This window comes from Neisseria sp. MVDL19-042950 (genome assembly GCF_030504625.1).
Classification (GTDB): Bacteria; Pseudomonadota; Gammaproteobacteria; order Burkholderiales; family Neisseriaceae; genus Neisseria.
This window is the reverse complement of record NZ_JAUKWH010000002.1, coordinates 132,647-155,793: the sequence shown is the minus strand read 5'-3', so window position 1 is coordinate 155,793 and position 23,147 is coordinate 132,647. Positions and strand designations below refer to the sequence as shown.

The 23,147-nt window shown below is 46.2% G+C and carries 19 protein-coding genes and 2 tRNA genes; 11 read left to right on the top strand and 10 right to left on the bottom strand.

Features of this window, described 5'->3' with window-relative positions; translation table 11 throughout:
- Positions 1 to 226 precede the first annotated feature (226 nt).
- Positions 227 to 775 (top strand): DUF2062 domain-containing protein, encoded by a 549-nt coding sequence (locus Q0X97_RS02370; protein WP_107879372.1) that lies wholly within the window; start codon positions 227 to 229, stop codon positions 773 to 775.
- The gene (locus Q0X97_RS02365) at positions 762 to 1,337 is read left to right on the top strand and encodes a type IV secretion protein Rhs (protein ID WP_302065684.1); all 576 of its coding nucleotides are present in this window, start codon (positions 762 to 764) and stop codon (positions 1,335 to 1,337) included. Before Q0X97_RS02370 ends, Q0X97_RS02365 begins: the two co-directional genes overlap by 14 nt.
- 67 nt (positions 1,338 to 1,404) lie before the next feature.
- On the opposite strand, the gene cysG is transcribed toward Q0X97_RS02365, so the two are convergent.
- Together cysG and Q0X97_RS02355 are read right to left on the bottom strand one after the other, a co-directional pair.
- Positions 1,405 to 2,811 carry a siroheme synthase CysG gene (gene cysG, locus Q0X97_RS02360; protein WP_302065685.1) on the bottom strand — a complete coding sequence of 469 codons (1,407 nt, stop codon included), beginning with the start codon at positions 2,809 to 2,811 and terminating at the stop codon, positions 1,405 to 1,407.
- Positions 2,812 to 3,027: 216 nt separating this feature from the next.
- Positions 3,028 to 4,824, bottom strand: a complete 1,797-nt coding sequence (locus Q0X97_RS02355) for an assimilatory sulfite reductase (NADPH) flavoprotein subunit (RefSeq protein ID WP_302065686.1) — start codon at positions 4,822 to 4,824, stop codon at positions 3,028 to 3,030.
- 265 nt (positions 4,825 to 5,089) lie between these two features.
- Between Q0X97_RS02355 and yaaA the strand changes: the two genes are divergently transcribed.
- From yaaA to Q0X97_RS02320, 7 genes are all read left to right on the top strand, one after another.
- The gene (yaaA, locus tag Q0X97_RS02350) at positions 5,090 to 5,869 is read left to right on the top strand and encodes a peroxide stress protein YaaA (RefSeq protein WP_302065687.1); all 780 of its coding nucleotides are present in this window, start codon (positions 5,090 to 5,092) and stop codon (positions 5,867 to 5,869) included.
- A gap of 81 nt (positions 5,870 to 5,950) precedes the next feature.
- Positions 5,951 to 6,041, top strand: a tRNA-Ser gene (locus Q0X97_RS02345).
- A 21-nt stretch (positions 6,042 to 6,062) separates the two neighbouring features.
- Positions 6,063 to 6,153 (top strand) — tRNA-Ser (locus tag Q0X97_RS02340).
- Between the two features lie 279 nt (positions 6,154 to 6,432).
- Positions 6,433 to 9,264 (top strand): excinuclease ABC subunit UvrA, encoded by a 2,832-nt coding sequence (gene uvrA / locus Q0X97_RS02335; RefSeq protein ID WP_302065688.1) that lies wholly within the window; start codon positions 6,433 to 6,435, stop codon positions 9,262 to 9,264.
- A gap of 22 nt (positions 9,265 to 9,286) precedes the next feature.
- A complete protein-coding gene (locus tag Q0X97_RS02330) occupies positions 9,287 to 9,730 on the top strand; it encodes a hypothetical protein (RefSeq protein ID WP_302067663.1) in 444 nt (147 codons plus the stop codon).
- Positions 9,727 to 10,800, top strand: a complete 1,074-nt coding sequence (locus tag Q0X97_RS02325) for a hypothetical protein (RefSeq protein ID WP_302065690.1) — start codon at positions 9,727 to 9,729, stop codon at positions 10,798 to 10,800. Before Q0X97_RS02330 ends, Q0X97_RS02325 begins: the two co-directional genes overlap by 4 nt.
- Before the next feature lie 759 nt (positions 10,801 to 11,559).
- Entirely contained in the window at positions 11,560 to 12,090 is a 531-nt protein-coding gene (locus Q0X97_RS02320; protein ID WP_302065691.1) for a transposase, read from the top strand.
- Positions 12,091 to 12,711: 621 nt separating this feature from the next.
- Here Q0X97_RS02320 and Q0X97_RS02315 read toward each other — a convergent pair.
- Together Q0X97_RS02315 and uvrB are read right to left on the bottom strand one after the other, a co-directional pair.
- Complete coding sequence (locus tag Q0X97_RS02315; RefSeq protein ID WP_302065692.1) at positions 12,712 to 13,095, bottom strand: hypothetical protein; 384 nt, start codon at positions 13,093 to 13,095, stop codon at positions 12,712 to 12,714.
- A 318-nt stretch (positions 13,096 to 13,413) separates the two neighbouring features.
- Positions 13,414 to 15,444, bottom strand: a complete 2,031-nt coding sequence (gene uvrB / locus Q0X97_RS02310; protein ID WP_302065693.1) for an excinuclease ABC subunit UvrB — start codon at positions 15,442 to 15,444, stop codon at positions 13,414 to 13,416.
- A 129-nt stretch (positions 15,445 to 15,573) separates the two neighbouring features.
- On the opposite strand from uvrB, the gene Q0X97_RS02305 reads away from it, so the two are divergent.
- Together Q0X97_RS02305 and Q0X97_RS02300 are read left to right on the top strand one after the other, a co-directional pair.
- Positions 15,574 to 15,882: a general secretion pathway protein GspG gene (locus Q0X97_RS02305; RefSeq protein WP_302065694.1), complete on the top strand. Its 309-nt coding sequence runs from the start codon at positions 15,574 to 15,576 to the stop codon at positions 15,880 to 15,882.
- Between the two features lie 14 nt (positions 15,883 to 15,896).
- The gene (locus Q0X97_RS02300) at positions 15,897 to 16,103 is read left to right on the top strand and encodes an NF038104 family lipoprotein (protein ID WP_302065695.1); all 207 of its coding nucleotides are present in this window, start codon (positions 15,897 to 15,899) and stop codon (positions 16,101 to 16,103) included.
- 425 nt (positions 16,104 to 16,528) lie between these two features.
- Here the strand turns inward: Q0X97_RS02300 and Q0X97_RS02295 are convergent, their stop codons facing one another.
- From Q0X97_RS02295 to tssA, 6 genes are all read right to left on the bottom strand, one after another.
- A complete protein-coding gene (locus Q0X97_RS02295) occupies positions 16,529 to 17,476 on the bottom strand; it encodes a hypothetical protein (RefSeq protein WP_302065696.1) in 948 nt (315 codons plus the stop codon).
- Positions 17,477 to 17,508: 32 nt separating this feature from the next.
- Positions 17,509 to 17,922 carry a type VI secretion system baseplate subunit TssE gene (tssE, locus tag Q0X97_RS02290; RefSeq protein ID WP_302065697.1) on the bottom strand — a complete coding sequence of 138 codons (414 nt, stop codon included), beginning with the start codon at positions 17,920 to 17,922 and terminating at the stop codon, positions 17,509 to 17,511.
- A 3-nt stretch (positions 17,923 to 17,925) separates the two neighbouring features.
- Positions 17,926 to 18,495, bottom strand: coding sequence for a type VI secretion system lipoprotein TssJ (tssJ, locus tag Q0X97_RS02285; protein WP_302065698.1), 570 nt, complete (start codon positions 18,493 to 18,495; stop codon positions 17,926 to 17,928).
- A gap of 36 nt (positions 18,496 to 18,531) precedes the next feature.
- Positions 18,532 to 19,665: a type VI secretion system baseplate subunit TssG gene (gene tssG, locus Q0X97_RS02280; RefSeq protein WP_302065699.1), complete on the bottom strand. Its 1,134-nt coding sequence runs from the start codon at positions 19,663 to 19,665 to the stop codon at positions 18,532 to 18,534.
- Positions 19,666 to 19,735: 70 nt separating this feature from the next.
- Complete coding sequence (tssF, locus tag Q0X97_RS02275; protein WP_302065700.1) at positions 19,736 to 21,508, bottom strand: type VI secretion system baseplate subunit TssF; 1,773 nt, start codon at positions 21,506 to 21,508, stop codon at positions 19,736 to 19,738.
- A gap of 21 nt (positions 21,509 to 21,529) precedes the next feature.
- Complete coding sequence (gene tssA / locus Q0X97_RS02270; protein WP_302065701.1) at positions 21,530 to 23,146, bottom strand: type VI secretion system protein TssA; 1,617 nt, start codon at positions 23,144 to 23,146, stop codon at positions 21,530 to 21,532.
- Position 23,147: the final 1 nt, after the last annotated feature.

Here is a 23,147-nt window from a genome sequence, read left to right as displayed (position 1 = left end):
CTGCTCAATAAACTTCTCAATAACTCTTATTATCTTAATTAAAATTAAGAGTTCCATCCGCCATATTGCCTGATGGCAAACAACCGGCAGCACCCAAACGGTTAAAGAGGCCGTCTGAAAACATGTTTGGACGGCTTTTAATTTTTGCTCTTTAAATCCGTAGGTTGTGCAACAATATAAAAATAATGCCCTTATTTAAATAAACTTCTTTTTCAAACACACGCCGATGACCGATACCAACCGCACTTCCTACCGCCACAAACTCCCCAAACGAGATCAGATTTTCGCTTCCCGCTGGACCAAGCCGTTTGCGCCGATGTTCGACAAACCATACTTCTGGACGCTCAACCGCCGCCAAGCCGCGGTATCGGTGGCCGTGGGTATGTTTTGCGGCCTGATGCCCGGCCCGACGCAAATGGTGAGCGCGCTGATTGTTGCCTATTTCTTGCGTACCAATTTGCCGGTTGCGGTATTTTCCACGCTCTACACCAATCCGCTGACTTACATGCCGCTCTACTATCTGGCTTATAAAATCGGCGCATTCTTTATGGGCGTGCATGCCGCCGACGCGCTTGTTTTTCCCTCATGGAGCAACGGGCAGTTTTTTTCCGAGCTATGGGGCTGGCTGATCGGCGCAGGTAAGCCGCTTTTAATCGGCATTCCCGTCTTGGGCGGCGTGCTGGCCGTGATAGGTTATTTCGCCGTACTCGGCATTTGGCGGCTGCGTACAGCCCGTCTTTGGCAAAAACGGAGGGAAAATCGTGAGCGGCAATAACAGCAAATGCAAATGGCGTTCTCTCACCGAAAACGAAATCGCCGTTGCGCGTAAAGTGTTTTCAGACGGCATCGACTACTCCCGCGTTAAAATCTATCGTGGCATTCCTTATGCGCCTTCGTTGAAAGTGGCCGTTTCTCCCGACGGCAACATTTACTTTCCCAGCGGCAACTGTCCGAACGATTTCACCAAAACCGAAACCCATTACCAAGTGTGGCTGATTCACGAGCTGACCCATGTTTGGCAATACCAGCACGGCTACCGCACTTGGTTCGGCGGCGCGCTTTTGGCGGTTAAGGGCGGCTATATCAAACGTAGCGCTTATGTTTATCCGCCGCTTGACACCATTCGCCGTCTGAGTGATTTGAACATGGAACAACAGGCCGACCTGATCGCCCATTACTATGCCGCCCGCTATCTCGATTGGAAAAAATACGCAACCGAGCTGCCGTTGTTCGAGGCCGTCTTAAAGCCCTTTTTCGACAATCCCCACGATCAATCGCTGCTGCCGAAATACCAAAACAACTTGAAGTGGTTCGGCTGGATAACCGACAAAAGTTAAAGCAGAGGCCGTCTGAAAGATGTTTTCAGACGGCCTCTTTCCAATCAAATGATTCAAATGACCGTGCTCAGGCAGCCAAACCTTTTTCCTGCCATTGCACTTCCTTGTCGTTAAACCAGCGCAACTCCTGCCGCAACGCCGCCACTTCGCCGATAACCATCAGCGCGGGGCGTTCGGCATTTTCAGCCAGGAGAGGCAAATCTTTCAGACGGCCTGTTTGCACGCTCTGGTTGGGCAAGGTGCCGTTCGACACCACGGCAACCGGCGTATCGGCGCTGCGCCCGTATTCGATCAGCTTGGCGGTGATATCCGCCGCCTTCAGCGTACCCATATACACCACCAGCGTTTGATTGCTTAACGCCAGCGTGCGCCAGTCGGGTTCATTACCGTTGTGGCGGCTGTGGCCGGTAATAAAAAGTGCGCTTTGGGCAATGTCGCGGTAAGTCAGCGGAATGCCGGCATACGCGGTTGCCCCCAACGCGGCGGTTACGCCCGGAATAATACGGTAGGGAATCCCCGCGTCTTTAAGCACTTTCGCCTCTTCGCCGCCGCGCCCAAACACAAACGGATCGCCGCCTTTCAGCCGCACCACCCGTTTGCCTTCCTGCGCGTATTGCACCAGCAGGCGGTTGGTGGCTTCCTGTTGGACATGATGGGCTCCCGCGCGTTTGCCGACGCTGATTTTTTCGGCATCTTTGCGCACCAAAGCCATGATTTCATCAGACACCAGCGCATCATAAAGCACTACATCGGCCGCTTGGACGGCATGCAGCGCATGCAGGGTTAGCAACCCCGCGTCGCCCGGCCCCGCCCCCACCAGCACCACTTCGCCGCCGCCCGCACGGTAATTTTGCAACTGCGCCGCCAACTCGCTTTCAGCTTCTTTCAGACGGCCTTGTGCGGCCAGCGTGTTAAAACGGCTGTCGAACAGGTTTTCCCAAAAACGGCGGCGTTCGGCCATGCCGCGAATGCCTGCTTTCACGCGCGCCCGCCACACACCGGCCACCGCCGCCATTTTGCCGGTATGCAGCGGCACCCATGTTTCGATTTTTTGGCGCAACTGCCGCGCCAGCACCGGCGACGTGCCGCCGCTGGATACGGCGATCTGAATCGGGCTGCGGTCGATTACCGCCGGCACGATAAAAGAACACAACGCCTGATTGTCGACGGTGTTGCACAACTTGCCCTGCGCTTCGGCGGCCTCGAATACCGTTTGGTTTAAGGCATGGTCGTCGGTAGCGGCAACCACCAGAAACACACCGTCTAAAAAGGCCGTCTGAAAACTTCCGCCCAGCCATGCGATACGGTTTTGCCGCAACCATTCCTCAAAACGCGGATTCAGCTTCTCCGCCACCACACGTACCTGCGCTCCAGCCTGCAACAAACTTTCGGCTTTGCGCTCCGCCACCTGCCCCGCGCCCGCCAACAACACCGCACGGCCTTTCAAATCGGCAAAAATCGGATAATGGTTCATGGCTCTATTCCTGATATTTATTAGTATTGCCGTTGATGGTAAGGCCGTCTGAAACAAAAACAAAGGAACGGTTTTTGCTTAGTTTATCGGCTTTGGTTATATAGCTTGGTTTGTACTTTTCAGACGGCATCCGCGCCGGCGATGTGCATACAATGAGGCCGTCTGAAAACGGCTTTTCAGACGGCCTCACGGCTTCAAATTCAAGCGATTAAGCGATTAATAAACATCGCGCTGGTAACGCCTGTCTTCACGCAAACCGTTCAGATAGTCTTCGGCATCGTCGCGGCTGAGTTTGCCCTGTTCGGCGATGATGTCCAGCAAAGTATTTTCCACATCGCGCGCCATGCGGGTCGCATCGCCGCACACATACACATGCGCGCCATGCTGCAACCATGCCCATACTTCGGCGGCGTTTTCGGCCAGTTTGTGCTGCACATACACTTTTTCTTCGCCCTGCCTGCTCCACGCCAAATCCGCGCGGGTCAGCAGGCCGGTTTTGCGGTATTGCAGCCATTCGGCCTGATACAGGAAATCGTCGGTAAACCGCTGGTTGCCGAATACCAACCAGTTTTTGCCTGCGTCGCCGTTGGCTTCGCGCTGCTGCATAAAGGCGCGGAACGGAGCCACGCCGGTGCCTGCGCCGATCATAATCACCGGCGTGTCGCCGTTTTCGGGCAGACGGAAATGCGGATTCGGTTCGACAAACACGCGCACGCTGCCGCCTTCTTCGAGTATGCCGCCCAAAAAGCCCGAAGCCGCGCCGGTGTAAGTGTGGCCGTGATGTTCGTAACGCACCACGCCCACGGTGAGATGAACTTCGTCGCCCACTTCGTCTTGCGCCGAGGCAATCGAATACAGGCGCGGCGTTTGGGCGCGGAACAGCCCGAACAGGGTTTGCGCATCCAGCGGGTGCGGAAAAGCGGCCAGCACGCCCACCGGCGGGGTAACGGCAAGGTAAGCGTCCAACGCTTCGGCGTTTTCCACCGTGCGCTGCAAAGTTTCGCTGCCCGACAAAGCGGCATACTGCTGCACAAAAGCAGGCGTATTTTGGGTGATGTCGGCATGTTCGGTTAAGGCCGTCTGAATATCGGTTTCGCTGCCGTCGGCAAGGTGCACGGTTTCGCTGCCGTTTAAGTTGTTCAAGGCCAGAATTTCCGCCACCAATTCGGGAGCGTTCAGCGGCCAGATACCAAGCGCGTCGCCCGTTTGATAGCGGATGCCGGAGCCGCTCAAGTCGATTTCGATATGCTCCACGTCTTTTTCGGCATTGCGGGCGGTAATTTTTTGGCGGACGGAAAGTGAGGCAGTAAACGGTTTTTCTTTGGTGTACACCTGTGCGGCAGGCGCGGCGGAAGATGCGCTCTTGAGGCCGTCTGAAACCGGTGCGGCGACTTGTGCGCACAGTTCCGCCACTTTAGCGGCAACCGTTTCCACCCAAGCATTGGCGGCCGTCTGAAAATCCAAATCGCATTCGCCGAACGCACTCAAGCGGGTTGCGCCCAATTCGGCGAAACGGCTGTCGAAATCCCTGCCCGCCTGACAAAACTTGGGATAAGAAGAATCGCCCAAGCCCAGCACGGCAAAGCTGAGTTTGCCCAAATCGGGGGCTTTTTTGCCGAACACGAATTTATACAGCGGCACAGCTTCTTCAGGCGGTTCGCCCTCGCCCTGCGTGGACGTTACCAGCAACACGATGTCTTCTTCGGGCAGCGTTTTGCTCTTGAAATCGGCCGCCGCCACCAAGCGCGCGTTGATGCCCGCCGATTCCAGTTTTACCAATAAATCGGCGGCCACACGGCGGGCGTTACCGGTTTGCGAGGCCGAAAGCACGGTTACACGGCGCGGTTCGGCAGCGGGCGCGGCGGCAGCGGAAGCATCAAAGGCCGTCTGAACAGCCGCTCCGTTCTGCTGGCTTTGCGCCCAACAATAGCCCGACAGCCATGCAAGTTGGATGGAAGAAAGTGAAGAAAGCCGTTCGGCAATTTCAGACGGCAGCGGATTGGTTTGGCTCATGCGGATTCCTTTATTCTCTTTATTCGGCGTTGTATCTTTGCGGCAAACACGTTAGGCACGCGCTTCCCAAACATAGCCGCCACTTTAAACAGGCCGTCTGAAAAAAGGAAAGAATGGTTGGTTTTAACCACATGCACTTTTGTTATATCAAATGCCCGCACGTCTTTTCAGACGGCCTGCCGACACCAAAGCACCGGTCTTTCTTGCCAAACCCCATGCAACCCACTAAAGTTGAGGCCGTTTGAAAACCTCTTGCGAGACAACCATGCTTTTCGTTTTATCTCCCGCCAAAAACCTCAATGAAAAAGACCCCGCTCCGATTGCCCGACACACCCAACCCGTCCTGCTCGGAGAAGCCGAAAAACTGATGGCCGAACTGCGCCCGCTCGCTCCGCAGCAGCTTGCCGAACTGATGCACGTTTCCGACAAAATCGCCCTGCTCAACACCGAACGCAACAGCGCGTGGCACACCCCGTTTACCCCCGAAAACGCCAAACAAGCGGTTTATATGTTTAACGGCGACGTATACGAAGGTTTGGATGCCGCGTCGCTAACCGAAACCGCCGTCGACTACCTGCAAGACCGCGTGCGCCTGCTCTCCGGCTTATACGGCGTATTGCGCCCGCTCGACCTCATGCAGCCCTACCGTTTGGAAATGGGCACCCCGTTTGCCAACTCGCGCGGCAAAAACCTTTACGAATATTGGGGCGGCCGCATCGCCGACACCCTCAACCGCACCCTTGCCGAAACAGGCGACAACACCTTGATTAACCTCGCCTCACAAGAATATTTCAAAGCGGTCGACACCCGAAAACTCAACGCCCGCATCATCACCCCCGTGTTTAAAGACGAAAAAAACGGCCAATACAAAATCATCAGCTTCTACGCCAAACGCGCCCGCGGCCTGATGGTGCGCTACGCCGCCGAACACGCCGTTACCGAGCCGGAACAGCTCAAAAACTTCGATTACGAAGGCTATGCGTTCAATGCCGCCGCTTCCAATGAAAACGAATGGTTTTTTCTGCGAAAAGAACAATCCAAATAAAAACAAAAAACTAATCCGCAATATCAGCAAAACACTTGGCAATGCGGCAGATTTCCGATAATATGCCCGTCTTCAAGAAACGGAAGCGTGGCAGAGCGGTTTAATGCAACGGTCTTGAAAACCGTCGAGGGTTGATAGCCCTCCGTGAGTTCGAATCTCACCGCTTCCGCCAATCTTGAAACACAATAAAACCGGAGGTGTGGCAGAGCGGTTTAATGCAACGGTCTTGAAAACCGTCGAGGGTTGATAGCCCTCCGTGAGTTCGAATCTCACCGCCTCCGCCAAAATTCAAAACCCGCTGATTTGTTCGGTGGGTTATTTTCTTAAGAGGCCGTCTGAAAAGAGATTTTCAGACGGCCTCTTGAGTTTGGTTATGCTTGCTTCAAACCTACGCCCTCAAACCCGATGCAAACAAACGCATCATCTTTCCACAACCGCCCCGGCTATCCCCGCAGGCCGTCTAAAAAACCGACTCCCCAACCCCTTAATCCATATACGCATCTGCCTTTTGCCGCCCGAAAAATGTTATAATTAACAGTTATTTTTCAGACGGCCTCACCATCATGAGCAAGCAAGACAACGACACCATCCGCATCCGCGGCGCACGCACCCATAATCTGAAAAACGTCGATCTCGACATCCCCCGCCACAAGCTCGTGGTGGTAACGGGTTTGTCGGGCAGCGGCAAATCCTCGCTCGCGTTCGACACACTGTATGCCGAAGGCCAGCGCCGTTATGTGGAAAGCCTTTCCGCTTATGCGCGCCAGTTTTTGCAGATGATGGATAAGCCCGATGTCGATTTGATCGAAGGCTTGTCGCCCGCGATTTCAATCGAACAAAAGTCGACCAGCCACAACCCGCGCTCCACCGTCGGCACCGTTACCGAAATCCACGATTATCTGCGCCTCTTGTATGCCCGCGTCGGCACGCCGCATTGCCCCGAACACGATTTGCCCTTGAGCAGCCAAACCGTGTCGCAAATGGTGGATGCCGTCTTAAAACTGCCTGAAGACACCCGCGTGATGATCCTCGCCCCCGCCGTGCGCGAACGCAAAGGCGAGTTTGTCGATTTCTTTGCCGACTTGCAGGCGCAAGGCTTTGCCCGCGTGCGTGTGGACGGCGAAGTCTATCAGCTCGACGAAGTGCCCAAGCTCGAAAAAAACATCAAGCACAATATCGACGTGGTCATCGACCGCGTGAAAGTGAAAGCCGACATCAAACAGCGGCTGGCCGAAAGTTTTGAAACCGCCCTGCGGCACGGCGGCGAACGCGCGCTGGCAATGGAAATGGACAGCGGCGAAGAGCATTGGTTTTCCTCACAATTCGCCTGCCCCGTGTGCTCATACAGCCTGCCCGAACTCGAACCGCGCCTGTTTTCCTTCAACAACCCCGTCGGCGCATGCCCCACTTGCGACGGCTTGGGCAGCATGAATTTCTTCGACCCCGAACGCGTGGTCGCCCACCCCGAGCTTTCCCTTGCCGCAGGTGCGATTAAAGGCTGGGACAAACGCAACCAGTTCTATTTCCAAATGATTCAATCACTGGCGCGGCATTATCAATTCGATGTCGACACCCCGTTTGAAGGGCTACCTGAAAACATCCGCAAAATCGTGCTGCACGGCTCCGGCAAAGAAGTGATTGATTTCACCTACCTTTCCGAACGCGGCACCACCTTCAACCGCAGCCACGCCTTTGAAGGCATCATCCCCAACCTCGAACGCCGCTACCGCGAAACCGATTCGCCCACCGTGCGCGAACAGCTTGCCGAATACCAAAGCCACCGCGCCTGCCCGAGCTGCGGCGGCGCACGTTTGCGCAAAGAAGCGCGTTATGTTTATGTGGGCAAACAGCCGCTGCACGAAATCTCCGCATGGCCGCTCACCCAAACGCACCAATTCTTTGAAACCCTCGATTTGGAAGGCAACAAAAAACACATCGCCGAAAAAATCCTCAAAGAAATCACCGAGCGCTTGGGCTTTCTGATTAACGTCGGCCTGGATTATCTGAACCTCAGCCGCAGCGCCGAAACCCTTTCCGGCGGCGAAGCCCAGCGCATCCGCCTCGCCAGCCAAATCGGCAGCGGCCTCACCGGCGTGATGTACGTTTTGGACGAACCCTCCATCGGCCTGCACCAGCGCGACAACGACCGCCTGCTCGCCACCCTCAAACGCCTGCGCGACCTCGGCAACAGCGTCATCGTGGTCGAACACGACGAAGATGCCATCCGCGAAGCCGATTTCGTTATCGACATGGGCCCCGGCGCCGGCGAACACGGCGGCAACGTTATCATTGCCGATACCCCCGACAAAGTCGCTGCCTGCACAAACTCCGTTACCGGCCAATATCTCAGCGGCAAAAAAGCCATCGCCGTGCCGTCTGAAAGAACGCCCGTCAACCCCGAAAAAATGCTCGTCCTCAAAGGCGCACGCGGCAACAACCTCAAAAACGTTACCTTCGAACTGCCTTTGGGTTTGATTACCTGCATCACCGGCGTATCCGGCAGCGGCAAATCCACCCTGATTAACGACACGCTGGCCAAAATCACCGCCCGCGAGCTGAACCGCGCCCACGAAGAACCCGCGCCCTACGACGACATCACCGGCCTAGAACACCTCGACAAAGTCATCAACGTCGACCAATCCCCCATCGGCCGCACGCCCCGCTCCAACCCCGCCACCTACACCGGCCTCTTCACCCCCATCCGCGAACTCTTCGCCGGCGTACCCCTCGCCCGCGAACGCGGCTACAACGTCGGCCGCTTCTCGTTCAACGTCAAAGGCGGCCGCTGCGAAGCCTGCCAAGGCGACGGCGTGATTAAAGTAGAAATGCACTTCCTGCCCGACGTATACGTGCCCTGCGAAGTGTGCCACGGCAAACGCTACAACCGCGAAACCCTCGAAGTGCAATACAAAGGCAAAAACATCAGCCAAGTGCTCGACATGACCGTAGAAGAAGCCCGCGAATTCTTCGACGCCGTGCCCACCGTATCCCGCAAACTGCAAACCCTGATGGACGTAGGCCTGGGCTACATCCGCCTCGGCCAATCCGCCACCACCCTCTCCGGCGGCGAAGCCCAACGCGTCAAACTCGCCCTTGAACTCTCCAAACGCGACACCGGCCGCACCCTCTACATCCTAGACGAACCCACCACCGGCCTGCACTTCGCCGACATCGCCCTGCTGCTGGAAGTAATAGGCCGTCTGAAAGGCAAAGGCAACTCGATTGTGATTATCGAGCATAATTTGGATGTGATTAAAACGGCGGATTATATTGTGGACTTGGGGCCGGAAGGGGGAGATGGCGGAGGGAGGATTATTGCTAAAGGCTCGCCGGAAGAAATGGTTAAGGTTGAGGGGAGTTATACGGGGAAATATTTGAAACAGGCTTTAAAATAATCTATTCACGAGATACTATCTTATGGAAAAACTACATGAATTTGCAAGATATGATGAAAATAATATCAAGATATCTTATTATTACAATTTTAATTACCGAGCACATAATGAAAATCAAAATAATGATAAAAGTCAATGGATAATTTCAAATGAAGAGATTCTAAGCATTTTCGGAAAAACCGTTGAAGAAAATTGGTTTAGTGAAAATAATGCTCACGGATATGGTTTATATTTACCAACAGAAAATCAAAAGTTCCGTCAAATAGGGCGTAATGAACAAACCAAATTTTTTGTAGCAAGATTTATACCGGATATCAATGACAAATTTGAATATCATGGTCACCCCTGTGGAAAACAAAAAGATATATCTAAACAAAATTTTGGTAATATTGGTTTAACTTGGGTTCAAAAAGGTTATATCTCACCTACACAGCTGAATCGTTTAAATAGAGGTCAACTAAAATGAATCAAATAGATAAATGGTCTATTGATATAGAAGGAAGCTATACTGATAGTTTTGTTTATTCTGGATTGCTTTTTTTAGCTGATTTTGATGGAAATATTAGAATGTTTGATTTCGAAAATCTTATAAGAACAAGGTTGGAAAAAGAAAAGAGTGCCCAATATCGCCAAAACTTTGAAAGAATTTTTCTAAGGAAATACCAAAATAATAGAGATATAGAATCATCTAATATTTTAGATAATTCATATTTACAGATAGATATAGATTTTCTGAATCAATTCCAAGAGAGTGCTTTTAATTGTAACGAGTGGGTTACTGATATAAATATTACATCAAATATTGTATATTTTTCATCTGCAAATGGATTGGAAAGTAGGAGATTATTGTTTCAAAAAAAGGAGTTAAATAAAAAGGGAAATATACTATTTAATGAGGCTAAAGTATTTAGTTTTGACAAATCTGAAACGAATAACAGACTAGTTCTATGCTGCGGAGAAGAAGGGGCTGTATACAATATTATTGTAGAACAAAATAGGTTAAGGTATATAAATGATAACAAGGAAAAAAATTGGATAGATTGCCAATGGAGTGATAACAATGAATCTGAAACCGTTTTATCCATTTGTAGTCAAGATAATTTATTATATAACCAGAATATGAAAAATTTCAGTATAGGATTTTTTGATAAAATAAATAAGAAAAAAATATCCGACAAAAGGAAAGACAAATTGAAAGATTATTTTAGTAATAAAATTGCACAATGCTTTAAAAATGACATTGAAAATAGTGAATCATATTATGAGCAAGAAGATAAGGAGATTATCTTCAAATCTCGGCGATTAAATAATATTAAGCATGAAAATTTTAAATACTTAAACTTTATACAACGTAACGATGAATTGTTCTATCAAATAAATGAAAATGAAAAAAGTATGAAAATTAGTAAAGATGGTGAAGAAATATCAAATTGGCGTATTTTCCCGAAAGCTAAAACCCATTTTAATCAAATTCATATCATATATAATGATCACATCTGCATAAATGGCTTAAATATTAATCATAATAAATACTAAGCAAGCCGTAGCCTGCATAAAACCTAAACCTCATGCGTAGGGTGTGTGCGGTACGCACGCACGCGTTGTTCGGGCTTCTGCTCCAATGCCGTCTGAAACTTTCTTTTCAGACGGCATTGTTTTGAACATAAATAATGTGGCGTGATTTTAAAATCTTAATGGCTGATATGCGCAGTTCCATTCAAAACCGCATGCGTGGCTGTGCTACACACCCTACCGATGGTTTAACGTTTGCTGTTTCAAACCTAGATCCGTAGGTCGGATTCTCGAATCCGACTTATCCCCCTTATATATCTCGGCATCACAGCATATCCTTATTTTGTCGGATACAAGTATCCGACCTACCAAGCTGTTTGAATTTTCAAAAGCAAGCCACAGCCTGCATAAAACCAAACCCCATGCGTAGGGTGTGTGCGGTACACACGCACGCGTTGTTCGGGCTTCTGTTCCAATGCCGTCTGAAACTTTCTTTTCAGACGGCATTGTTTTGAACATAAATAATGTGGCGTGATTTTAAAATCTTAATGGCTGATATGCGCAGTTCCATTCAAAACCGCGTGCGTGGCTGTGCTACACACCCTACCGATGGTTTAACGTTTACTGTTTAAATGGTCGGGCATATACCATCACACACACGCGTTGTTTGGGGTATGGCAATTCACACTCAAGGCCGTCTGAAAGCAAATTTTCAGACGGCCTTCTGCTTTCCGAACAGCTTTGTTATGATTCAAAAATTCGAAATAATAACAATAGAAATAAATGTCTCGCTATCGCCGTAACTATCTTGCGGGCGGCACGTTTTTCTTTACCGTGAAACTTGCCGACCCGAAATCGCGTTTATTGGTCGAACATATCGATCTGTTGCGCGAAGCCTACGCCTCGGTGCAAAAACGCTATCCGTTTGAAACCGTGGCGATTTGCGTCATGCCCAACCATCTTCATGCGATTTGGACTTTACCTGACAGCGATGGCGATTATTCGCTGCGTTGGCGCTTAATCAAAATCGGTTTTTCCAATCATTTTTCCGTATCAAGTGCTTTATCCTCCAGCAAACAGCGTCGGCATGAAAAAGGGATTTGGCAGCGCCGTTTTTACGAACATACCGTGCGTGATGATGCGGATTTGCAGCGTTGCGTGGATTATGTGCATTTCAATCCGGTAAAACACGGTTTTGCAGCGAGTGTTAAAGACTGGCCGTTTTCTTCTTTCCACCGCTTTGTCCGCGATGGTTTATTGCCGCCGGATTGGGGCGGAACACATGAAACTTTGGTGATGAATTTTGGCGAGTGATTTATGGGTTTGTAATATTATTAACCATAAAATCATCCGCACTTTACCAACGGCTATCATCAGAACGTGTGAAAAAATCGGTTCATTTCTATAAAGTTTGCAAGATTGGATCCGAAGATCCAACCCACTCAAGTTACCTATTGCTTAAGGCCGTCTGAAATACTTTTCAGACGGCCTCAGCAACATATGAATCCTGTGGCATTGCGGCGGGCAAGGATGCACGCCCTACACAGTAGTCGTTGCTCAAAATGTAAGTACAATCAGAAGGCACGTCGTAATCATATGAATGCTGTCAAATATATCTGTACCGTAAATAAAGCAGGCCGTCTGAAAAAGCTTTCAGGCGGCCTCGGTGTCTCCTTGCAGGTAGGAAGCCACGCACGCGGTTTTAAAGATTCCGACAACGCGTGCGTGTCGATGGCACATGCTCTACGCTTGCTGCTGTCATTGGATTTTAGGTTTTATGCAGGCTACGGCTTACTACGCTTATTTCTGCATATTTTTCTCACGCAGTCATCACCATATCACGACTTTCTAACACATTCATTCCGTCGAATAGCACGAAAAGTTTGTCACTGGCAATTTGAATATCGGCCAGTTAGATTGCTTTATCCATATTGCTTACCTTTTCTTTAATACTAATTTATTATCTGTTCTAGAAATTTCTTTGTAATTCCTTAAAGAAGTCAGAGCGCCAACTCCCCCAGCGACTACAGCTATGGCTATGGCAGAATATATTACAGTTCCACCTAGTACTCCAACAGCTGCAGGGGCAGCTATAGCCGCCGCTGTACTAGTTACCGGGGTAGCTACCCCTCCAGTACCTAGAGTGGCAATTGCAGCATATACGGCTATACCAATAGCTCCAATGGCTATAGCCCAAGCAACCCGACCTGTTGCTCTTATTTTGATTGTTTTCTTTGATAAATCACCTTCAATCTCAATAGTTTCATCTCCTCTTTTCAGAGCATCACCCAATTCTTTTTCAGTTCTTACAGTAGTCATTTTTTTCTTTACCTCAATTAAATTTAATGAAACACACTTGCCTTGCTCTGTTTTCCAAAGCTAAACCCTAAACAGAACTAGAATTGCCATTTACCTTACGTTCACGATATATATTAGTACCATCGTAGGGGTTAATAATAGGAATTATCTTATCGTCATCCAATGTTCTCCATACTGTAGCTTCTTTAAATAAAGCCGACCCATTTCATAATTTTCTTCCTTATGAGAATAAATTAAAAATTTATTAATTATCGAAGTTTGATTTATTATATAGCTACCTAACAGATTTTATTACCTTTATTATTTTTAATTAAATATTCACTCCGCCCCAAACAACAATCCTTCCTTAATCCCCCGAATCCTATCCCTTAACACCGCCGCTTCTTCAAACTGCAAATCCCTTGCCGCCTGCTGCATGGCTTTTTCAAGTTTGGCGATTTCTTTAATCGCGTCTTCTTCGGTGTGGATTTCACCGACTTTCACTTTGTTTTTCAGACGGCCTTTGCCTTTGGCGCTGCCTGAATCGTCGTGGTAAACGCCGTCGATGATGTCTTTCACTTGTTTGGTAATCTGTTTCGGTACGATGCCGTGTTCTTCGTTGAATTTAATCTGTTTTTCACGGCGGCGTTCGGTTTCGTCGATGGCGGCTTTCATGGAATCGGTGATTTTGTCGGCATACAAAATCGCTATGCCGTTCACATTGCGGGCGGCGCGGCCTATGGTTTGGATGAGGCTGCGGTGGCTGCGCAGGAAGCCTTCTTTATCGGCATCTAAGATGGCGACGAGTGAAACTTCGGGAATGTCCAAGCCTTCGCGCAAGAGGTTGATGCCGACGAGCACGTCAAACAGGCCGAGGCGTAAATCTCTAATAATTTCAACGCGTTCTACGGTATCTATGTCGCTGTGCAGGTAGCGCACTTTGATGCCGAGTTCGCTGTAATAGTCGGTGAGCTGTTCGGCCATGCGTTTGGTGAGGGTGGTAACGAGTACGCGCTCGCCTTTGGCGATGCGGTCGTTGATTTCGCTGAGTAAGTCGTCCACTTGGGTGGCGACGGGGCGGATTTCGATTTGCGGGTCAACAAGGCCGGTGGGGCGCACGACTTGCTCGACCACTTGGCCGGCGTGTTCTTCTTCGTATTTGGCGGGCGTGGCGGAAACGAAGATGGTTTGCGGCATGATTTTTTCAAATTCGTGGAATTTAAGCGGGCGGTTGTCGCGGGCGGAAGGCAGGCGGAAGCCGTAGTCGACGAGGTTTTGTTTGCGGCTGGCGTCGCCTTTGTACATGCCGCCGATTTGGGTAACGGTAACGTGGCTTTCGTCGATAAACATGATGGCGTTGTCGGGCAGATAATCCATCAGCGTGGGCGGCGGTTCGCCTTCTTTTTTGCCGGAAAAGTGGCGCGAGTAGTTTTCGATGCCTTTGCAGAAACCCATTTCATAAAGCATTTCGAGATCGAAGCGGGTGCGCTGCTCGATGCGTTGGGTTTCGACGGGGCGGTTTTCTTTGGTAAAGAAATCAATGCGTTCACGCAATTCCTGCTTGATGCTTTCGCAGGCGCGCAGCACGGTGTCGCGCGGGGTAACGTAGTGGCTGGAGGGAAATACGGTGTAGCGGCCGACGCGCTGGATGTTGCTGCCGGTGAGCGGGTCGAAGATGTCGAGGCGGTCGATTTCGTCGTCAAACAGGCTGATGCGCAAGGCGTTGTCGGAGCTTTCGGCGGGATACACGTCGATCACGTCGCCGCGCACGCGGAAGGAGCCGCGTTTGAAATCCATTTCGCCGCGCTCGTATTGCATGGAAACGAGGGTGGAAATGATGTCTCGCTGCTCGATGGTGTCACCCTCTTTCACGGAAAGCACCATTTGTTGATACTCGGTGGGGTCGCCGATACCGTAAATGGCGGACACGGTGGCGACGATAATCACGTCGTTGCGCGTCATCAGGTTTTTGGTGGCGGAAAGGCGCATCTGCTCGATGTGTTCGTTAATCGCGGAATCTTTTTCGATAAACAGGTCGCGGCTGGGCACATAGGCTTCAGGCTGGTAATAGTCGTAGTAGGAAACGAAGTATTCCACCGCGTTTTCGGGGAAAAACTCGCGCATCTCGGCATAAAGCTGCGCCGCCAGCGTTTTGTTGTGCGCCATGATGATGGCGGGGCGGCCGCTTTGGGCAATTACGTTGGCCATCGTATAAGTTTTGCCCGAGCCGGTTACGCCGAGCAGGGTTTGGTAAGCGAGGCCGTCTGAAAGCCCTTCGAGCAGGCCGGCAATGGCGGTGGGCTGGTCGCCGGCTGGCGGGAAAGGCTGGTGGAGTTTGAAGGGGGAATTTTCAAATTGGATCACTTGCATGATGCGGCCCGGCTTTATTAAAAACAGAAACATAGCATTATAACAAAGGCCGTCTGAAAAGCTGCTGCCTCGTTTTCAGACGGCCTTTGTTATAATGCTTGCTATTTCCAAACCTTAACGGATCTCACAATGAAAATATTGCCCTTTCAAACGGAAATCGCCGAACGTATGCTGGTCAACACCGAAGGCGAAAGCATCCACCCCGACGCACAATTTGTTCAGACGGCCAACGGCTACTGGCTGGCATGGCATGAAGGCTTGGCCGCCGTTCTCGCGCCGGATACGCCGCCGGACATTCCCTGTTTTTGGGTGGAAGGTGCGCACGATTTGGAAGAATTGGCGGCACTTGCGGAAAACGGCGAATTTGACGAAGTGGAAGAGTTCGACGGCGACGACGATGCTTGGCTTGCCGCATGTAACAAAAATCATGAACACTAAAGGCGACTACTAAAATGAAGCTGTTTATCCGATTAATATCTATTGCTATTTCATGCGCCCTGCTCAATGGCTGTGTAGTTGCCGCCGCTGCAGATTTAGCCGCTACTACGGTATTAACCGTCGGTAAGGTAGCCGTAAAAGGCACCGGAGCGGTAGTGCGGGCGGCCATTCCTGATGGAGACGACGAAGAAAAAGAAGAGGATAAGAAGAGGAAAAAATAAAATGCACTCTTAAATATTTGAATGCTAAATAATTTGGCATCAGGTTATCATTCAATTTTTCATAGCTTCGTCAAAATATAAATTCCAAAATAAAAGGTACCTACAATCAGGTACCTTTTTTGAAACATTATCTTTATTCAATCCAATCAACTTTTTCAGACGGCCTGAGACCTTTGCAAAATATTTAATTAATGATATTTAACACATAATATTGCTTTTAACAGTCCATACCGATTAAAAACATCTTAAATCTGCTTAATTTTGTAAGCAAATTTAAGACGTTTTTCATTTCGGCAATTTTATTTGGCAGAATATTTTAGTAACGTATGTTATTGCAAAGGTCTCGGCCTATCATCTTTCGGTTGGATAATCGATTACGCAATTCATGTATCTACTTCATAATTGAACTGAAAACACGCTAAATTTTACTCGGCAGCTTTCTGCTCTGTTACTTTTTCCACGTCATTTTGATTGGAAATAGCAGCAACATTTTGTGTTGGCGCAGAAGGATTTTCTATAAGAGTGTTTGCCGTCAAAGAACTACGCTTCTGTGGAATGCTTAAAGATATTGGCTTACGTTTTTCTTTTTCAGTAATAACATTTCTGTTTTTAGTGGGAATATCATCATTTTTTAACGTTGTTGATTCTGTCGAACTCTCTACAGTTTTTTCTGCTGCCGCTGTTGCTTCTGGCGTGGGAGCAAAAGAAGCACTCTCTTTTATTGCTTCAGAATGTAAGTTTTGACTTGAAGAAATAGATTGATTTTTTTGTGCTTTTGGCTCTTGCTCTTCAAATTTAGGTAAAGACTCTTCCTTCAATTGAGTTGCAGAAGAAGAAACAGCTTTATTTTTTTCTTCTATACCTATACCGGCCTTTTCTTCTGTGTCAGACGAATCGGTTTTAGGAGTAGTAAAGCCACTTTTCTGCTGCCCAGATTCAGAAACATGCAAACCATCACGGCTGTCACTTGATTTTGACAACTCGCTCTGCTGTGGCTTCATTTCAATATAGCAGCTTTCACCTTGTTTTATAAAAGCAATATCGGTAATCAAGAAATTTTCAGTCGGTTCGTTCTCAGGGGTATACTCTACTTCACCTTTCAATCCGACACTAACCGGAACATCAATAGGTGTATTTTTGCGGACACTAATAAGCTCCGCCATTGCTTCATAACCATATTTTCCTGATGGCAGCAAAATATATTCAGAACGGCGGGTGCAGTCTTGAAGGCGGACATATTCATTTTTAACAATAAGCATTCCGGGGAAATAACCATCTTGTTTGTGTTTGTTTGTATTTTCACTAAATACAGGAGCACTTAACGTTACTGCGCTACATAATAAAAGCACACCGCCGAAAAAATAATATTTCATAATTTTTTCTTTCATCCGAATATTGATGATAATTAAATTTTGCTTTTTCTTACATCAACTACGCCATCAGGCATGAAATAAGTATCTACGATTACAGAACCAGCTTGAGCAATACTGCATTCAAGCCGATAACATAAAATCATAATATTATCTTTAGATTCAGTTAGTTGAATATCCAAACCGGTCAATCTTGGCTCATAGCGCAACAATGTTTTACGCATATGGCTCCGTAAATCATTTGCACTTGAAGGCAAATTTTTATACACCATGCTTAAGTCAGGAATGCCATAATCGGGCAAGTGTTTCAAAGCTCCACTACGACTGTTTAAAATCCGTTGGATGTTGTCTAAAACACTCTTTATCAATTGCAAACTGTCAGGAAGCTCCTCAATAGCCAGGCCGTCTGAATAGCAACCTGTCAGCTTTTCATATAATGCAGCCTCCATAAGTTAGTACTCAGAATCTTCTTGATTTTTATTTTGAGTTTGTACTTGCCCTTGTAATCGAATTGTTTTATTGACTAAATCCACGGGTAAAGGCTTGCTGTTCGATAGTAATTTTTTAGGAATTAACAATTTCCAAGATTGCTCATCATCCGCCCGGCTGAAAAATGCCACAATGCCGATATAAGAGGCATCTTTATGATATTTTTCATATACGCCAACGGTTTCTCCCGGTCGAATAATTAACTGCTTACTTTCCAACAAATCTCCTGACAATAAGTTATTGTCTTGTTTTAATAAATCCTGATAAGAAGCTACTTCGAAGTTTTTACTGTTCTTTAATTGATATATTCTTACCACTGTTGATAAAGACTGGCCTCTTTCATTTTGATTTAAACCGTTATTGGCAATTAAATCCAGTTTCAGTACTTTTTGTTTGGCATAGAAAATACTACGTGAAGTTTCAACGGTACCATCCTTAACATTTTGCCAAGCCCCGCAACTGCTTACTGCCAAAAGTGGAAAAGTAATTAAGACTGTTTTCATATATTTTTTTGCTGTTTTTTCTAGTTTCATAGTAATCCCTGTTTATTCAACGGCATTATTAAATATTTATATAGAATATGAATAATTGCCAATCTTGATACGCTTATCTTGTACCCCTTTTCCCAATCCCGTATTAATTCCAAGCATCTGATTCGACTTTAATTTAGTTTGCGGAATCCAACTCTTCTTCAAATTAAGATAAATAAACGCATCCGTCTTATACCCTAAATATACCTTAAGCATATTTATGAGTTTTACATATAATAATTGATTCGGCAACAATTCTTGTGCAGATTCAAAAGTATCAGGGAAAATATCAATATGAATGAGATGGCTATTATCTTTAATTCTATTTCCCAATACTGTACTTCCATTATTTAATCGTAAATTACCCTTACCTAACTTCCCTTTATCACTCAAATATATCCATTGCGTTTGGAATTCAGAAACCTTAACTTCAGCATTCGGGCTTAAATATTGCACAATACTTTTAACTCCTTCTGCCGTACGGGTTCGTTGATGAAAAATACTAAGCAATCCTAATATTTTACTATCCAGCAAAGGATGTAATAATTTTTCCTGTGCTCCTGCTCCGTTTCGTTCAACTAACTGCCCAATAAGATGAAGCAATGAGATTGATAACCTATCTCCTCCACCGGAAACAAATTGAAAAGGATATCGGTATTTACGCCACGCCTGATAAAATAACTCGCTGATCCGATGATTAAAAATATCTAAAAATGCAGCAAGACTATCGGATCCTTCTTTGTTTGTTGCAATATCGTTCAAAAAATAATCAGGCAATACTGAATCGACACCATATAAGCCTAAAAATGTTGTTCTTACTGAAGATAATTTTGAGATATCTTCTCTTTTAACCGAAGCAATTTCCCCTGCTGGAAACGATAGTGCTTTAACTCTTCTAAACCGTACAAGATCACGTAAACTACTATCTGGATCATGGCTTAATAGAGCTTCTAAAATACGGCAGAACTGAAAATAATTTATTAATCCTGCATGATTACTAATATATTTTCCAAAATCGGTACTGAAAATATCATTATCATCTGCTCTATACTGGATATTGGAATTGTTTCTAGGTACAGCCCATGGAGATGGGCTTTTAACAGGTTTATTATCCTCTAATCCTAAGTTTGCCGTCTCTAAAACTACTCGGTAATCGTTCTTTTGTTTGCTCATATATTGATACAGCAGATATTTATACTTTCGAATTGATCTGTCATTTCTCTAACACTTAATTAGACTTTTTTTAAAAAGGAACAACTGTAGATTTACTATCTTTCCATGTATATCTCTTACCTGACGGTAAAGAAATAATACTTAATCGCGTGAATAAATTTAAATCTGCATACATGCCAAAAAAATGATTCAACAATTCACCAAATAAACAAATTTCGGCCTCTCCTGCATATGCATCAGAATCCAATGTTACGGTGATATGTACTCCTCTATGTACTGCTCCTTTTTCAACCCTTTGTATCGGCTGATGGGATACATCCATAATCCCGTTTAATTTACGTTTATTCAGTTCATCTTCGGTCCAATCATAAATAGCCAGAGCGCCTTTTAAGCTGTCCTTGTTTAATAAGGATAAATAATTAGGAGCCAGATGAGAAAGAATACGCCACTGAAACCGATCTTCTGTTGGCGGATAACAAGATAAAGTGGGGGTTGAAAGATTGCGGACAACTGTAACATTAGGCTCCCCTGTGTTGTAATCACATATCTGGGTTTCACGTAATGTTTTCCGCGGCAACATACCATTAGTACCTACAACCTTTAATGACAATGTTTCCAAGGGCAATACTTGTTGTTTATCCCAATATATTCCTCCCAACATGAGCCAAGTTTCATGTCTGCCTGTTACTCCTTTTTTTACTTTTGTATGAAAATAACGTTCGGGAGCTTCATGCTTCATCAAACCGCCACGATGCTGAAAAGAAGAGAAAGGAACATAACGATAACGTTGGCCATTATCATGATTAAATGCTTCAACTTCTTCTACCGAATAAATTTCCACCTGCATTCCGTCATGTAACAAAGGCTTTACAGGATACTCATAGGTTCTATGATCGACTCGAACCGGCTCCGCCTCCATATCAAACAAATTTATAGCGGGTGTGCAATAAAGCTTTAGAGCATCAAAACCAAATTTCAAATCTATAGGATAATTTCGGTTTAATGTAATATCTACTTCAAAATCATCAATATCTTCAGGTAAGTATTGAATATTCAAACCCTTTAAATCAATAAAAAAGAACTTTTGTTTAAAACAAAAATACTCTAATAAAAGCTGATATCCGTCAAAGCTGTTGTTTGCTTTGTCCCACAGTCGGTCATGATGAGAAAACCCAACGGCTTCCAACCATATTTTCGTTGTATTAACAATTCCATTTCCAGCATTAACTTGAATAGCAACCGAGTCATGCAATAACGAATGCCTTAAAGCAAAAGCAACGGGCTCATCCGCGGAAATAAACAAACGCAAATTAGATAAATCCAAACTGGCTCTTTGAGCTTGTTTCTCAATGTGAAATTTCAAACGAATAATGCTACGCCCCACTGAATCATAATCCAACATGGTTCCCGTTAATTTGAGAGGCATAATTTCCACGTCGCTTGTTGTACGATAAATGCAACGGGATTGACGATCATTCAAACTAACTTTTTCTGATTGAACCAACAGCCCTTTCTCAATTCTTTGATTACTTTGCAAAGCATTTCCATCGGGCTGAATTTCCAATATCGTTAGAGAAGGAATCATTCTTAGATAATGCGGCCACAACATATTAACTAAACTCTCTGTGAGTTCAGGCAAATCATCTTCTAATTTTTGTTGAATGCGACCGGTCAAAAATGCAAAGCCTTCAAATAAACGCTCTACATAAGGATCTCTTGTTCCCACTCTATCTAAATTTAATAAAGCGGCCCTATCAGGGTAAACCCGTGCAAATTCTAATCCTGCCTCTTTGAGATAACGCATCTCCTCTTCGAAATAACGTAATGTAGGGTCTGCTGACATTTTATTCTCAGTATTTAATATTTAATGAAATATACTTAATGCCCTAACAGCATCAATATGCATCAACCGTGTTTGTAACTGATTGATCTGTTCTTGTATTTTATATAAATCTTGCTGGATATCTTTTCGTTTGGTTTTAGCCGTCAGCAGCTTATAAAACATGCTATAAATTTCAAAGGCAAATTCTTTATCCCATAGATCAACGGTAGAATGTTGCAAACCTGCCGCCACTTGTTCCAACAAGTGCAAAGCCCAATCGCTTTTTTGCTGAGAATCTGCAAGCTTAGCCATCATAAGTAACTTATTATAATAAGCTTTTCCTGTTTGTAATTGAGGCTGACCGTCTAACCACAACATGGCGGCTTCTAATCCGGTTTCTACTGCAATTTTTGCTGCTTCCTCTTCATAAGAAATGGCCTCAGGCATGTCTTTAAAAATGTTTTCAGACGGCCTCATCCCGACTAAATTACTATTAAAATCTAATTCCGGAGTCAATACATGTTTCTGTAGCCATTCGTTGACATTATCAGAAACAAAAGGGCTACCATCTTCAAAGCTTAAATTTATTAATCCTTCACAACGCCCTAAGAAATTTTTCAACTCATACAATGCTGAATCTATCTGAGTAGCGTACATACCTCCTAAAGCCTTCTGTCCCTGCCAAGCGTAATACTGTAGATCCAGCCAATAGTGGTTTGCTCCTTCCAAAAAAGCAATTTCCACACGCTCTAATAAGTCCAGCCATTGTTTCTCCAACACCAGCCTCTTCAAAGAAGATTGCAAATCAGAGCGAGGAGGTTTTAAACGTGTTTTGCTATCGTTAGCAGGAGGGATGCTATTCAAGCCTCCCCAACGTACCGCACGAATCATCTTATACGCAGCCCAATATCCATTATCTTGCTGGCGTAAATATGCTGCCATGACACGTGTTTGATCCAACAAGGCCTTAACAGAACCAATAGCCGTAACTTGTATATCTGATTGCGCGGCTGCTTTTACTGCTATTGGCTGCTCAGTAACTTCAGAAGTAGTAATAGTGTCTTTTTGCTGCCCATATGCGGAATCAGCTAAAGTTTGTTCAAATTTTTGCAATAATGGCAATAGATTAGGACGAAACGCTTCTTCCCATTCCATTAAAAGATTTTGCAGCAGAATTAAAGCTGATAATGCATGCTCAATTTCTTGCTGATTGTTTAACTCAGTATTAGACAAAATATCTAATACCTTCTCACTCCCAAGCCAATCTAATGCACTACGTTTCTGCACCGGTTTTCTTGGCCAAACCTCCTGTCCAAACACTTTGAGCAAGCTACAAATCAGTTCGAGGCCGCCTGAAAACCCTTTTAGGCCATTCTCCCGCAAATTAGCATACGCATAATATGCAGCAACTCTTAAATCCTTAGCACTATTCTTTAACAACCGCTCGGCACATGTAATAATCAGAGCATTATCTATTCCTGACAATTTTGCCAATTCACTTTTAATTGTTTCAAAATCATCATCATAAGTAATATCATTCCCTGCCGGATTATTCGTGTCGATGGGCTGAGTCCACTCTTGCCAATTATCAATACGACTCTCAGCAATATCGGTAACATTATTACCAAATAACCGTTCTAGCCATTTTTGCAGCATCATC